Here is a 13,874-nt window from a genome sequence, read left to right on the forward strand (position 1 = left end):
TCTGTCAGCATCAGGTCATAGCCGAACCGGTAATCATATCGGTACAGTTTTCCTACCAGATCATTGATGAGGATGCGGCAGGCCAGAATGACACGTTTTTTATCCACCTGCATCAGCTGGTAGCGTTGATAATCGTTGTAATAGGACTCATGCCGGTGCGCGCGGCTGTTGGCGTCCTCCAGCAGCCAGTCTACCGGGTCCTGGCAGCCTTCCTCTTTTTCCCCCTCCATATATTTCAGCAGTTCCATCACCATCGGAAAGCTCTGTTCGTCCATGCGGGCTTCTTCTTTCAGATAGCCGATCAGGGCGCATAAAAGCAGGCGGGCCGCTGTCTGTTCCCGTTCCGTTAAAGCCTCCATCGTCTTTGCGGCCTCCGGCAGAAGCCTTTCCTCTACAAAAGTTTCCACATCGCCGGAGTACAGCTGGCGGATGGAATCTATGGACAGCGGGGCGGTTGTGTCGCCATCCATAGAAAAGTCATAGAGGTCATCGCCCTGTGCAGGCTTTTTCCGAAGTTTGCGTATCAGGGCAGTCAGAATATCGCCGCCCAAATACACCGCCAGACAGCACAGGTCAAAAACAGCAACGATTTTGATAAATAAAATAAGATACTTCATTTCCGATCTCTCCTTTCTTTCAGCTGCTTTTCCAGTTCCCGGTGGCAGAATCCCACACAGGGCCTCCCGTAGTTGCCGCAGCCATAGCAGGGGTGGCTTTTGGGTAAAGAAGGAGGGCGGGAAGTTTTCTTCCTGCCCTCCGGTTTCTGTGTCATCATGCGCTCAAAGGGGCTGTCAGTGAAGCGGGTCATTCCGGTTCTTCCTCACTTTCCTCCGGTTCCTCCTCCGCGCCCTCCTCGGATTCCCACAGCTCATCTTCTTCATCGCCGTAGTCATAATCGTCCAGATTGTCCGGGCCTTTGGTTTTCGGCTTGTTCTTCATAAACTTGAAGTAGTAGAGCGCGCCCCCGCCGCCTAACAGGGCCACAACCAAAAGCAGGACAGCCGGATTCATGCCGGACTTTTTCTCCGGTTCCGGCTCCGTTGCAGGCGGCTCCCCCGGTTCCGCCGCCTTGCCGGTACAGCTTGTCATGGTAAAGGCGCAGACCGGGCAGTTCCGGTTGATTGCGCCTGCCTGACATTTCTCGGTGCAGCTGCAAACAGCGGGAGGCTCCTCGCTGTCCCCGTCCTCCATCAGCGCCATCAGGTCGGCTTCGTCTACCTGGTTCAGAAAATGGACGGTGTTTTCCCCCTCGTCATCCCGGTCCACCAGGATATAGAAGTAGTTGCCGTTTTTGGTGGTAACGGTAATCAGCTGCTTGTTCCCGCCGTAATCGTCCACCAGGGTGGCGTTGCCATCCGGGGTGAGGGGCGGCGTTTCCTCCGGCTGCTCCACCTGTACGTTGGAATCGTTGGTTCCATCAGCCGGTTCCTCGCCGCCGCCCGCGTAGGCGGGGACAGAAAAACCGCCCATGAGGACCAGGGCGGTACAAAATGCGGCCAGTGTCCGCAATAACTGTTTAGATTTCATCGTGAATTTCCTCCTTTTCCTGGGTGTCGGGTGCAGGCGTTCCCACGCCGGGAATCCCGCCGCCGGACAGCAGCGCGTTCAGCTCCTGCGGGGTCATGCGGACCGCCCGCACCAGCTGGACGATTTGCAGGTTCTCCGCCTCGGTTTTCTGCGCCTCCAATTCCCGCAGCTTGTTCTGGTATTCCGCCAGCTTTTCGCGGGTTTTTGCGATCTCCCGGTCAATCCGGTCGATTTTGTTCGTTGCCATCTGTAAACACTCCTTCCCATATGGTTTAGTTCCAGTTCATCAGGCCGTAGCCCTTGATGCACTGGTAATTCAGGTCATAGCTTTTGATTTTGCAGGCGTCGCCGGAATTGCCCTCCACCGTATAGACCCGGCTCCCGTCTGTGCCGATCACAATGCCGACATGGTCGGCGGAACCGTCCAAATCCCAGTCAAAGAAAATGGCGTCGCCGGGGGCGATGTTGGCATATCCGCGCCCGCCCCATTGTCCATGCGACTGGAACCAGGGTACGCCCTGGGACTGGCAGCCAGCAAAGCGCGGTTCGCTTTTCCCGGCCTGGTTATAGCACCAGCTCACGAAGCAGGCGCACCATTCCACCCGGCTGTTAAAGCCGTACCAGCTCCAATACGGATAGCCGCCCACGTTTCCCACCTGACGCTTTGCCAGATCGACCAGGCCCGGATTGCCGGGGCGGGTCCCGTTTATAAACTCCACGCCGCTCAAATCCTCGGAATTTCCCATATCCGGGGAACCGCCGCCAAACAGCAGCGGCTTGTTGCCCCTGGTGGCGATATAGACCTGGTACATCTCATATTCATCCGGGGTGAGAAGCTCCGGCGCAAGGGCGGCAATCTGTGTGTTCACAAGCTCCACATGGAGGATGTAGTATTCATAGGGGACTTCCTCGCTGGTCGTTTCCCCGGTTTCCGGGTCGGTGCTGGTTTCGGTGCGGTAGCGGATTTCCACCTCCTCGGTCAGCGTCAGGACATATTGGAGGTCAAAGACCCGCTGTAACTGTGCCGCCGCGCTCTGGGGCGTGTATTCATGGAGCAGGGCGCTTAAATAAGCCGCCAGCTCATGGGGATTGTGGCCGATAGGGTCCAGATCGTACCGGTACTCGTCATAGCCTGGGTGCAGGCTCTCCATGTTGTCCAGTTCGGCTTGCAGTTGTGCCTCCTTTGCGGCATAGTCCGCTTCCGTCCCCAGCATATCCTCGTCTTTGGAGGGATAGGTGGAGCCGGACACCGCCGAGCCGATGCTCTGGGCCAGCATGGAGCAGGAGGACAGGGTATTCATCAGCAGGCAGACCAGCAGAAACAGCGCCAGTGCAACCAGGAATCCCTTCTTGTGCCGCATGACAAACCGGCCTGCCTGTTCCGCTTTTTCTTTGACGGACTTTGCCGCCTTGCCGGTCTTTTGCGCGGTCTTGGCAGTATGGCCTGCGGCCTGTGCCGTATGCCCAGCCGTTTGACCGGCGCGTTTGGCGGCGGCATATTCCTTTTTGATGGCCTGCTTTTGCTGCCAGCGGGAAAGGGGGTTGCTGGCAAGCTGGGGGTTCTCCGCCAGGGACTTTTGGTACAGGGCGTTGATGTTTGCTTTTTCCAGCTTTTGCTCCGCCCTTGCCGCTTCGCGGTAGGGTTTCAGCTTATGGCTGCGGTATCCCTCCCGCACCAGCCGCGCGCTGACTTCAACAGCCTGCTCGGTCTTGTGCGCCCCTTCCACGCCCACATTGTCCTGTTCGGACTTGCGGATTTCCTTATGCGCCCCGGCAAGCAGCGCGTTGGCCGGAGCGCCCCGTACCGCATGGGACAGCTTGGAGGGCGGCTTTGCCTGTTCCTCAAAGGTCAGTTTCGTTGTTTTCTTTCCGGTATCGGGGTCAATAACGGTCTGCCGGACCTTCTTTTTGGGTATCCTGGCCTGCGCCTTGTCTGCCCGGACAGCCGCTTTCTCCGCGCGGCGGATCGGCTTTTCCAGCGCCGGGTCGGTCTGTTCCTCCCTCGTAAAGCGCAGGCGCGGCTCCTTAATCAAACCATTCCCCCAGCATCAGCGCCTCCATCATATAGAGCAGTTCCACATAGAGGCCCATGCCAGCCGGGGTGTGCAGGGGGCGGAGGACCAGGCAGGCATAGACCTGTGCCAGCACATCGGCCAGAAGCTCCGCGCCCCGGCCCTCCAAAACCCTGCCGCCGGTGCCGGGGGAGAGGCAGCACCAGATTTCCGCAAGGCGGAGCAGGCCCGTTTCCCCGTCACGGTTCAGTTCTGCCGCCATGCTCTCCGCAGTACGGCACTCGCTTACCGCGTCCGCCATCGCCAGAAGCAGCTGGCGGCGCTGAATCTCCATCGCCCGCTGCAAAAACAGCCGGGGATTGTGTTTGATTTTCTGTGCAGTCATGATTGCTTTCCCTCCTTTAATTCCTGTAATTTCGTGGTCATTATGCGGTATAGCTCGGTATCCTTGGGGAACCGGTCAATAAAGGGCAGGATGATGTTGCCGTAGAACAGCAGCCCTTCGCCCTCGCCGGAGTGGGTCACATAGGACAGCTGGTGCGGGGAGATGCCCAGCTGCCTTGCCAGAATCTGCCGGTCGCCGCTTGCTTGGTTGAGCATATATACAAAGTCCGAGTTCTCAAAGATGTTCTCGATTTCCCGGCTGGCAAGCAGGTCCTTGATGTTCTGTGTGATGCCGGTGGGAATCCCGCCCCATTTCCGAAAGCGTTTCCAGATTTCAATGGTATAGGCGGCGGTCTGGTCCTCTTTGAGCAGAAGGTGCATCTCGTCAATGTAGTAACGGGTGGACTTGTGGGCGGCGCGGTTGATGGTGACGCGGTTCCATACCTGGTCCTGTACCACCAGCATACCGATTTTTTTCAGCTGCTTGCCTAACTCCTTGATGTCATAGCAGACAATGCGGTTGTCGATGTTTACATTGGTCCGGTGGTTGAACACATTCAGGGAGCCGGAAACATAGATTTCCAGTGCCGTAGCGATGTACTGCGCCTCTTTTTCCTCTTGGGTCAGCAGAAGGTTGTATAAATCCTCCAATACCGGCATATTTCCCGGCCTGGGGTCGTTCAGGTAATCATGGTAGACCAGCCGCACACAACGGTCGATGATGGTTTTCTGGACCGGCTGCAAGCCCTCCTTGCCGCCCACGATCAGCTCGCACAGCGACAGGATGAAGTCGGATTTCAAAGACAGCGGGCTTTCATCGTCCGAGTAGTCCAGGTTTAGGTCCATCGGGTTAATGTAGTCCCCGGAGGTGGGCGAAATCTTGATAACCTGCCCATGCAGCCGCTCCACAAGGGGCGCGTACTCCGATTCCGGGTCGCACACGATGATGTCATCGGTGGTGAGCAGAAAACAGTTGGCGATTTCCCGCTTGGCGGAAAAGGACTTGCCGGAGCCGGGAGTGCCTAAAATCAGGCCGTTGGGGTTTTTCAGCTTCTTGCGGTCCACCATGATAAGGTTATTGGACAGGGCGTTGATGCCGTAGTACAGCGCCTCTTTCCCGTTCTGGAAAAGCTCCTGGGTGGTAAAGGGGATAAAGATGGCGGTGCTGGAAGTGGTCAGCCCCCGCTGGATTTCCACCTGGTTTTGTCCCAGGGGCAGGCAGCTCATCAGCCCTTCCTCCTGCTGGAAGTCCAGCCTTGCCAGCTGGCAGTTGTACTTCTGCGCGATGCTGGACGCCTGAAACACATTGTTGCCCAGCTGTCTGGCGGTGTCCGCCGTATTCAGCACCAGAAAGGTCACAAGGAACATTCTCTCGTTGCGGCTCTGTAAATCCTGCAGCAGCTTTTTGGCCTCGTTTCCGTAGGTAGCCAGATCGCTGGGAATGATGTCCATATCGTACCCTGCCCGGACCGCCTTTTTCTGTTCCTCGATCTTGGCCCGGTCCAGGTCGGTGATTTTGCGCTTGACCGTCTTGATGGCCTTTACCTGGTCTAAGGACTGCACATGGAGGCTGACAATCAGGGAGCTTTCCATATCCAGAAAATCCGCCAGCATCCGGTCGTTCAATTCCGGCGCGAGAATCTGCACAAAGCTGACCGCGCCGTACTTTTTCCCCATGCGGAACTGCCTGCCGGTGCGGAACTCAAAGGAAGTGGGGGCGATGAAGTCCTTGGTGGAAAGGCCGGAGGGGGCCAGCCAGTCCCACGAAAAGGAAAAGGGAACCTGTTCGTCCATGTGGAATACGCCATGCAGCTGGGACAGCCGCGCCCGCCCGTCCAGCGGCTCCGCCACTACGCCCAGCCGCTTGAAGTTGTTGAGCAGGTCGGTTTCAATCCGTTCCAGCCGGGGCTTTGCCGCCCGGATGCTGTCCGCGTCAATGCCGAAGGTCAGGTATTTTGTCTTAATCAGGCCGTTGTTCCCCTTTGCCAGCTGGTTTTGCAGCATCTGGGTGTACTCGCCGCGGATGTTGTCAAAATCATCCCCCTGGGGCGGGATGGTGATGGACCGGGCAAAGGTTTCCTGGGACGCGGCCAGGTTGAGGAAGGACAGCTGGAACCGGATGGAGCTGTCAAAGTAGTTGAGGAAATCGCACCAGCCCTCGAAGATGGCGGTCTTATCCTCGTTTTGGGACAGCTGGTAATTGATGTCCTGAAACTGAATGGTCTTGGTATAGTAGCAGTCTGCCACGCGGCAGATGCCGTCCGGCCACATCCGTTCATAGGGGATACTGTCCTGCGCGGAAATCCCCTTCTGGTCAGTGCGGCTGGCGCGGGAAATGGCGGCTTCGATCTGCTTTCTATCCGCGCGGGAGAGCTTCTTTTTCACCGGGGATGGCCCTTCGCCCTCCGGCCCTTTGCCGTTTGTCCGGTTTTTCTTTGCCGTAAACAATGTCATACACCTCCTTGTCGAGTTTGTCCTGCCGCTCCAATACGGCATAGAAATTGTTGGTCTGGTAGGGGCGCTGCCGGGGCCGGAGAAAGGATACCCGGATCATGTTGCCGATGATCTTTTCCAGCGGCTGGCCGTTCTTCTCGTACATCGCCAGCAGGAAAAAGGGCAGCATAACGAGCATCATGCACAGGGCGGCGGCGCTGTTTCCGGCTGGCCCCCGAAGCAGAAAGAAAAGCGGTACGCCCACGAGCGCCCCGCTGCCAAAGCAGACTAACTGCCGTTTGGTGAGGTTGAAGGCCACCTTTGTCTTGACCTTCGTTAAGTCTTTGGGTACGGGTACATAAGCCATTTTTGCATACTCCTTTCGTTAGTGGGCCTGGAAGATTGCCTTGGCCATGCTGCCGCTCTTAAAGAGGGTCAGGCAGAGCAGGACTGTATATCCCACACAGGACCAGATGGCGGCAATCGTATCCTCGTCGGTGGCGATGTTCTGCACCAGGACCGCGTAGATTGCCACGCAGACCATAATGAGGAACGCCTGAAAGCCTAACGCCATCAGGGAGCGCAGGTAATTCTGCCCCATGCCGCCCCATTCCCTGCCCATCATAGCGGCCATCGGGACCGGCGCGACCGAGGTGACGAGATATATTTCCAGCATACGGCCATAAATGACGATAAAAATACAGATGGTCAGCGCCCACATGGTAAGGCCGATAAACAGGGACTGGAACCACAGCCCGAACAGCGGCCCCAAATCCATCTCCATGAGCCTTGGCTCCAAATCCGCCATCGCGGAGGAAATGTCGATGGAAGCGTCCGCGCCGATGACGCCGGAAGCCTGGGCCACGATGCCCTGGGCCACATCAAATACGCCCATCACGATATTCCAGGTGTTGGTGACAATGAGGATGGCACAGGCGGTCTTGAATATCCACTTGAAAAACACAGCGGTTTCAATATCGTGGAAGTTGTTCTTGTCGGTGATAATCTGAATCAGCTCCAGCGTCATCACAAAGGCCAGGATCACGCCTGCTATGGGGAGAATGACCGTTTCCGAAAGGCTTTGTACCATGCTGAAAATACCCGCGTTCCAGCCCTGGGGCGTCTGCCCGATCTGCCCCGATATGTCCGCCACCTGGTTGTTGACCGAATCGAACATACTGGAAAGGTTGCTCATTATGCCGCCCACCAGCATTTCTTTCAGCCAGGTGGTGATTGCATCCAGCAGAAAATCCATACAGTGCTACCTCCTTTCCGCCCCTCCCGCGTTTGCGGGAGGGGCAAAGGTATGGGTGTTTCTGGTGCGGGGATTAGCCGAACAGACCGGAGAGCAGGGGTACAAGCACCATGCCGATCAGGGCAACGCCGCCGCCCGCCATGAGCTGTTTCATGCCCTGGCTTTTCGCGCCAGGGTTATCATTGCCGTAACCTTCCAGCAGGTTGATGACGCCCCAGATTCCAAGGCCGGCTCCGAGTGCGATAACGAGGGTCTGCAAAACGTCGATTGCGCTGTTGAAAAATTCCATACTTTAATTTAGCCGGAATCGCTTTGTGGTTAGTGTTGGTTCATAGGCATACAAAAGCCGGACAACAAAACCGCCCTGCGTTTTGGGCGGCTCGATTCCGGCTATCCTCCTTCTTCATTTTTTTGTTGAGCTGTCCGCTTTGTACGCCAATGGCCTCAACCGAGGCAGGTTTCAGGGACCCTGGCGGGTAGATAAGATCACTCCTTTCTCGCGGAACGGGATTATTCGCCCTCGGTGTCTACGTCAACTTCAAACACATCGTAGACCTCGTTGGGTTTTGGTTTGAGCCGGGTGGACAGAAACGCTTCAATGTCAAAGGCGTTCTTATCGTCCGCGTCGGCGGTGTACTGGAAATTGGGGTGCCTGGTGATGTCATACTTATCCGACAAAAACGGGCGGACGCCCCGCAGCTGGAGGATACATTTTCCCCCGTCCATCACCGCAAGCTCATCCTGGCTCATCAATTCTTTCCCCAATTTCTGATAGTTGAGAGAGTGGGAGGTTTCCCGCCCCCGGCTCTCCCCGGTGTTGTAAGTGTCAATGGTTTCTTTTCCCAGGGCGGCGGCTAACTCCTTTAAGGTGGTGGGTTCTTTGCCGCCCAGAAAGATGGAAGTGTCCATATTTCCGATGATGGTGTCGGCGTTGTCCTTGTAGATGGCCTTTAACTGGGACTGCGCCTGCAATACCAGACAGGCGGAAATCTCCCGGCTTCGGATGGTGGCGACCAGCTTTTCCAGCTTTGGAATCTGCCCGATGTTGGCGCACTCGTCAATCAGGCAGCGCACATGGACCGGGAGCCTGCCGCCGTACACATCGTCCGCTTTTTCACAGAGCAGATTAAACAGCTGGGTGTAGCACATGGAAATCAGGAAGTTAAAGCTGTCATCGGTATCGCTCATAATGAGAAATAAGGCGGTTTTCCGGTCCCCCAGGGTGTCCAGTTCCAGCTCATCATAGGCTGTGACCTCCCGCAGCTCGGCAATATCGAATACCGCCAGCCGCGCACCGCAGGAAATCAGTATAGATTTTGCGGTTTTGCCCGCCGCCAGCTTATATTTTTTGTACTGCCGCACCGCGAAATGGTTGGGCTTCTCGGATTCCAGCGCGTCAAACATCAGGTCAACAGGGTTTTTGTATTCCTCATCGTCCTCCCGGACCTCCATCGCGTTAATAAACTCAATCAGGGTGGAGAAGTTCTGTTCCTCCACCGGGGCCTCGTAGTGGATATATCCAATCAGGGCGCAGTACAGCAGCGTTTCCGCTTTGACCCAGAAATCGTCACTGGCTTTCCCCTCGCCCTTGGTGTTGGCGATTAAGGTTGTCACCAGCTTCAAGATGTCCTTTTCGCTGTGGATATAGGCGAAAGGATTGTATTTCATGGATTTTTTGAAGTTGATGGTATTCAGCACCTTGATCCGGTACGGTTCATAGATGGTTTTGCCGTTCTTGTCCTTCATGGGCTTTCCGTCCTTATCCAGCTTCGGCGCGCCCCGTTGGAGCAGCTTTCCACATTCGACCAGGATTGTGCCTTTCGGATCAGTAACCACATACGAGCTATGGAGCTGCATCAGGTTGGGCTTGAGCCAGAAGCGGGTCTTGCCGGAGCCGGAACCGCCGATGACCAGCACATTTTTGTTGCGGGCGGTCTTGGGGTCCTTGGGGCGGCTGCTCATGGTAAGGCGTTCCGTCTGGGTAAGGATCACATTGTTCTGGAATACCGGATCGACATAAGGGGCGATGTCCTGGGAATTTCCCCATCTCGCGGAACCGTACTCGATATTCGGGCGGTACTTCTTGGCGTTTTTGCCTTTCAGGTAAACAGCCAGCCGGAGCGCCGCGCCGCAGCACAACCCAACCAGCAGGTCCAGCGGGTGAAAGCTGGGCCAGAAACTTCCAAGAGCAGCTGGAAGGACGGAGATCAGGGACAATACCTTTTCCGAAGCGTGCGCGCCCTGGGCCATCCGCCACGCCTCCCCGAAGTTGGTGGCGAACAGCCCCATCAGGATATAGGGCAGGTTCAGCAAAACGAGCTTCTTGATGTTCAGGGGCTTTTTCATCGTTCCAGCTCCTTTCGCTTGGTGCGGTCCACCACCGCGTTTTTCACCAGCTCCTTGAACTGGTTCAGCTTCGCCAGCACAGACGGGCGGGACGCCTTGCGGACCTTCTTCTGGGTGTACTCGGTAAACGCGGAGGTCAGCGCGTCCGCGTCGCGGGCCTTGAAAAAGACCAGGTACTTGGGCGGGGAGCAGCTGCGGTCCTTCTTTACCGCGTAATCCACGCCGTACTTCCGGGCAACCCGTTCAAACGCCTTGATGGAGGGGTCTGTGATCTCAAGATTGGACACGCCCTGGTTCTGCCCGATGAGCTGCTTCACCGTCTGCCTGCCCTGTGGCTTGACCTCCGCGTCCTTTTCCCGCTGTTTCTGCATCTTTTGCTCTTTCAGGTGCGCCAGATACTTCATAATCGCCGCTTTGAACAGCCTGCCGGTGAACTTTGTGCCGCTGACAATGAGCGTCAGGGTTTTGCTTTCCACTTCGTCCTGCATGGGTGTTTCGCCTCCTCTCTATGGATTTTCTGCATGGTTTCTCTATCGGAGCTGGTCTTGCCGGTCATAGCGCAGGTTTCCGTTTCGGACCTTCGCATGGCTCACAATCCTGATATGCCCCTGCTCCTGGCGTTCCAGGGACTTTTTATATCCCTCCTCGGTGAGAAAGGCGCGGCTGCGTTCCCCTTTCCAGCCAACAGGGGAATCAGCGGTCAGGGTATCAAAAATAATCATGTGCCGGGTGTCCTCCGCGAACCGGTTTAAGTCCATGTAACTATGGCCGGAATACTCCCGCGCCCCGGCTTTAAGCCGCATTTCCTCCATCCGCTGGCCGATGGTCTTTTGCTCAGGCATGGTGTGCGCCCCCTTTCTCCCGGCCCTGGCCTTTCACCGTCAGAATCCCGTCCAGCGTGGTGGCGGTGATCCGCAGGCGTTCAGCGGTGGCAATATCGTTTTTGACCGTTTCATCGGTCGAGTGTCCGCAGACCACCAGCACATGGGAGCGGCGCAGGTAATCTCTGGCGATGTCGATTCCGTCCTTGTGTTCCTGGGGGATTTCATCTTTCAAAAACAGCGGCAGGAACAAAACAGGGCAGACGGGGGAATATCCGGCGTCATACACCTGGCGGCAGTAGCTGGCGGCGTTTGCCGCGTTTTCATGGGGGTTCTTGCTCCAGGGAGCGGTGATATACGCAAGCGGTCGTTTCATAACAGATTCCTTTCTCCCGGCAGTTCCGGGCAGACAAAAACGGCCAGCTTTCAGAAGCCGCCGTACATATCGTGGTTGACCTGTGAGGTGTAATGGTTGCTCATGGTGGTGGGCGCGTTGAACAGCACCGTCAAAAGGTATTGTTTCATGTTCCGTACCTCGGTGGTGTTCTTTTGCAGGCAGTCCATGACAAACTCGATGTGGGAGCTGTCCAGCTTCAGGAAGCGGGAACGCACCACCTCATGGGGGAAGTCCGCCCCGGCAATCCGGGTGGTCTTACGCTTCGCGCAGACGGTTTCCACCAGCAGCTCCACAATCTCGTCCAAATCCTCCCGGTAGGTCCCAAACCGCTGTTTGAGGCAGTCATACTCGATATTCTCCAAAATCAGCTCCCGATAACTTTCCATCTCTGTCAGTGACATCGTTTCCCTTCGCTTCGGTTCCGGTGGCTTTGCCGCCGTTCCCCGGAAGGGAAGGGAATCGGTAATTGATCCGTCAGTAATTGATTTTTGGGTATTTAATTTCTCTATATTTATTTGCGTTGGATTTTCCGTTGACGGTTTTCCCGTTGACGGATTATCCGTTGTCGGAAAACCCGACAACGGTTTTTCCAACAACGGTTGGGCGGGCGGTTCCTCTGTTACCGGACGCTCATAAATCACATACTCGTTGGCGCTGAACTTGCCGCCCGCGTCGGTGGTCTGGCGGCGCTTGATGTACCCGGCCTTTTCCAGCTCCTTGACTGCGGAGCGGATGGCGTCCTTGCTTTCCCGGTTGATAACAGCCAGGCCGGAAAGGGTGTAGTCCCAATCCTCCGGCAGCGAGAGCATCTGGGACAGCAGGCCCTTTGCTTTCAGGCTCAGGCTCTTGTCCCGCAGATGATAGTTGCTCATAACGGTGTATCCCTGTGTGCGTTCTACGCGAAAAACGGCCATTTTCTGCACTCCTTTCGTTTCCCAGGGCATGAAAAAAGCCACAATCCCGTAAAAAGAATTGCGGCGTTCATTTGCTGGCTGACTTCTGCCTGTACCGGTGAAAAAACGGCGGCATGGGCGGTTTGTCAAACAGGCTCTCTAACTGCGGAAACGTCAGGGTTTGAAAAATCCGGTCAATCTCAATGGTTTCCATGTTGCGCTGGGAGCGGCAGTCCTCCCGGATGGCTTCTCTGATTTCCTTAACGGTACACATATTCATTCCTTCCTCTCAATTTGTCGGGTTTACGGGTGGCGTTTCTTTTTGGGCTTGAAGTCCAGGATATGCCCCTCAATGACGCGGGCATACCGTTTGATTTTGATGTCCCGGCGCTTCTGGCTGGCGAGAACGGCCTGGTAGCCGTCCTCGTCCAGAAACAGGCGCGTTTCATCGCCGGGTGCGCCGTAGGCGGTGCGGGGCCGCAGGACGGAAAACTCCACCATCCAGCGGGTCTTATCCTGAAACCGTTCCACAGCCAGTATGTTGTGGCCCTTTAACTCCCTGGCAACGTGATCTCTCATAGGCGCTCCTTTCAGCGTTCCTGATCTCTCTGACGCTTTTTCTGCCACTGTTCCAGCAGTTTGATGATGGTTTCCTGCATCCGGGCAGGGGTGTAGCTTTTGGGAAAATACTTCCGCAGGGTGTCGGAGGTAAACGTCACCTTGTCCAGATCGCTTTTCTTTTCCTCGCCCATAATCGCCCGCATTACATCTATGGATAAACGCCCCTCCTGACTGAATTTCTTGAGCCGCTGGGCTTGGGAAAGGGAGGGGGTGGCCTGTTCGCTGTCCATCGCGTCCAAAAGCTGGGTCTGTTCTTCTTTTTTGAGAAAGGACAGCTCATAGGCCGGGTTCAGGGCAATTTTCTTTTCGTCCACCATGTTCAGCAGTTCGGGGATTAACTCGGTCAGGCGGATGTAGCGGAAAATCTGGTTTTTACTCTGGCCGACCTGTTCCGCCAGAACCTCGCTGGACTTCTTCCCAAAATCGTTCCCAACTTGGGAACAATTTTCTTTGGAGGGCCGACCTGCTTGCCGTTTCATGGCCTCCAATTTCATCTTGTAGGCAAAGGCCCTTTCGCTGGGGAGCAGGCTTTCCCGTTGTAAATTGCTGTCAACCATGATAATCGTGGCGGCGTCATCGTCCAAATCCCGGACAATTACTGGCATGGTTTCTTTCTCTGCCAGTTCGCTGGCCCGATGCCGCCTGTGTCCGGCTACCAGCTCATAGCCGCCGCTGGGGTCGGGTCTGGCAATCGCCGGAACCAGAACGCCGTACTGCCGGATGCTGTCCGCTGTTTCCATCATGGCATCATCATCTTTGACCTTGAAGGGGTGTCCCTTGAACGGGTGCAGCTCGCTCAAAGAGATTTCTACCACCTTTTCCCGCCCTGCATCGGCGCGGCTTTCCTCGGTGGAAAACAGATCATCGACCGATGCCAGCTCTACTTTTTTCGCGCTGCTTTTCAAGTTTCAACACCTCCTTAGTCAGATTTGCGTAACCCTCCGCTACTTTGCCGCCTGGGTCATGGGCGAAAATGCTCTTGCCCTCTGCGCTGATTTCCTTTGCCCGGACAGAATGGGGAATCTCGGTTCCGAACACCTTGATTTTACTGCCGTAGGTTTCCCGCAGCAGGGCGGCAATCTCTTTGGCGAAGTTAGTGCGGTTGTCCACCATTGTCAGCAGAATACCGTCTATTTGCAGTTTCGGGTTGATCTGCCGCTTGACCTTGTTCACCGTAGAGAGCAG

General features: G+C 56.0%; 18 protein-coding genes and 1 pseudogene. All 19 read right to left on the minus strand.

Translation table 11 applies throughout. The annotated features are described in order from the left end of the window. Positions 1-617: conjugal transfer protein TraG (locus tag D5269_RS15390; RefSeq protein WP_120486704.1), on the minus strand; the 617-nt coding region annotated here is incomplete at its 3' end. After that, on the minus strand, positions 614-808 hold the full coding sequence (locus D5269_RS15395) for a hypothetical protein (protein ID WP_004054605.1): 195 nt from the start codon (positions 806-808) through the stop codon (positions 614-616). The genes D5269_RS15390 and D5269_RS15395, both read right to left, overlap by 4 nt. Next, complete coding sequence (locus D5269_RS15400) at positions 805-1,527, minus strand: DUF4366 domain-containing protein (protein WP_120486705.1); 723 nt, start codon at positions 1,525-1,527, stop codon at positions 805-807. Before D5269_RS15400 ends, D5269_RS15395 begins: the two co-directional genes overlap by 4 nt. Then, entirely contained in the window at positions 1,517-1,774 is a 258-nt protein-coding gene (locus D5269_RS15405; RefSeq protein WP_016223839.1) for a DUF4315 family protein, read from the minus strand. Before D5269_RS15405 ends, D5269_RS15400 begins: the two co-directional genes overlap by 11 nt. A gap of 25 nt (positions 1,775-1,799) precedes the next feature. After that, entirely contained in the window at positions 1,800-3,560 is a 1,761-nt protein-coding gene (locus D5269_RS15410) for a CHAP domain-containing protein (RefSeq protein ID WP_120486706.1), read from the minus strand. After that, complete coding sequence (locus D5269_RS15415) at positions 3,553-3,924, minus strand: DUF3851 family protein (RefSeq protein ID WP_120390782.1); 372 nt, start codon at positions 3,922-3,924, stop codon at positions 3,553-3,555. Before D5269_RS15415 ends, D5269_RS15410 begins: the two co-directional genes overlap by 8 nt. Further along, entirely contained in the window at positions 3,921-6,377 is a 2,457-nt protein-coding gene (locus D5269_RS15420) for a VirB4-like conjugal transfer ATPase, CD1110 family (RefSeq protein WP_207709146.1), read from the minus strand. Before D5269_RS15420 ends, D5269_RS15415 begins: the two co-directional genes overlap by 4 nt. Further along, complete coding sequence (locus D5269_RS15425) at positions 6,280-6,723, minus strand: PrgI family protein (RefSeq protein WP_120486708.1); 444 nt, start codon at positions 6,721-6,723, stop codon at positions 6,280-6,282. The genes D5269_RS15420 and D5269_RS15425 overlap by 98 nt, the downstream gene beginning before the upstream one ends. A gap of 18 nt (positions 6,724-6,741) precedes the next feature. Then, positions 6,742-7,611, minus strand: a complete 870-nt coding sequence (locus D5269_RS15430) for a VirB6/TrbL-like conjugal transfer protein, CD1112 family (protein ID WP_016223835.1) — start codon at positions 7,609-7,611, stop codon at positions 6,742-6,744. A 73-nt stretch (positions 7,612-7,684) separates the two neighbouring features. Continuing rightward, entirely contained in the window at positions 7,685-7,900 is a 216-nt protein-coding gene (locus tag D5269_RS15435) for a Maff2 family mobile element protein (protein ID WP_004077018.1), read from the minus strand. Between the two features lie 221 nt (positions 7,901-8,121). Next, a complete protein-coding gene (locus D5269_RS15440) occupies positions 8,122-9,957 on the minus strand; it encodes a VirD4-like conjugal transfer protein, CD1115 family (protein ID WP_166545220.1) in 1,836 nt (611 codons plus the stop codon). After that, on the minus strand, positions 9,954-10,445 hold the full coding sequence (locus D5269_RS15445) for a PcfB family protein (protein ID WP_120486710.1): 492 nt from the start codon (positions 10,443-10,445) through the stop codon (positions 9,954-9,956). The genes D5269_RS15440 and D5269_RS15445 overlap by 4 nt, the downstream gene beginning before the upstream one ends. A gap of 42 nt (positions 10,446-10,487) precedes the next feature. Further along, entirely contained in the window at positions 10,488-10,799 is a 312-nt protein-coding gene (locus D5269_RS15450; protein WP_166545221.1) for a DUF5720 family protein, read from the minus strand. After that, on the minus strand, positions 10,792-11,154 hold the full coding sequence (locus D5269_RS15455; protein ID WP_004070646.1) for a hypothetical protein: 363 nt from the start codon (positions 11,152-11,154) through the stop codon (positions 10,792-10,794). Before D5269_RS15455 ends, D5269_RS15450 begins: the two co-directional genes overlap by 8 nt. A gap of 50 nt (positions 11,155-11,204) precedes the next feature. Beyond that, positions 11,205-12,089 carry a DUF6017 domain-containing protein gene (locus tag D5269_RS15460; RefSeq protein WP_120486712.1) on the minus strand — a complete coding sequence of 295 codons (885 nt, stop codon included), beginning with the start codon at positions 12,087-12,089 and terminating at the stop codon, positions 11,205-11,207. 67 nt (positions 12,090-12,156) lie between these two features. Next, entirely contained in the window at positions 12,157-12,342 is a 186-nt protein-coding gene (locus tag D5269_RS15465; protein ID WP_016322379.1) for a hypothetical protein, read from the minus strand. A gap of 29 nt (positions 12,343-12,371) precedes the next feature. Then, positions 12,372-12,647 carry a DUF5720 family protein gene (locus tag D5269_RS15470; RefSeq protein ID WP_004054662.1) on the minus strand — a complete coding sequence of 92 codons (276 nt, stop codon included), beginning with the start codon at positions 12,645-12,647 and terminating at the stop codon, positions 12,372-12,374. An 11-nt stretch (positions 12,648-12,658) separates the two neighbouring features. After that, positions 12,659-13,594 (minus strand): ParB/RepB/Spo0J family partition protein, encoded by a 936-nt coding sequence (locus D5269_RS15475; protein ID WP_120486713.1) that lies wholly within the window; start codon positions 13,592-13,594, stop codon positions 12,659-12,661. Beyond that, positions 13,551-13,874, minus strand: a pseudogene (locus tag D5269_RS15480) (ParA family protein); the annotation flags it as partial. The gene D5269_RS15475 and the pseudogene D5269_RS15480, both read right to left, overlap by 44 nt.

It is taken from the genome of Anaerotruncus sp. 1XD42-93 (genome assembly GCF_009917605.1).
Classification (GTDB): Bacteria; Bacillota; Clostridia; order Oscillospirales; family Ruminococcaceae; genus Anaerotruncus.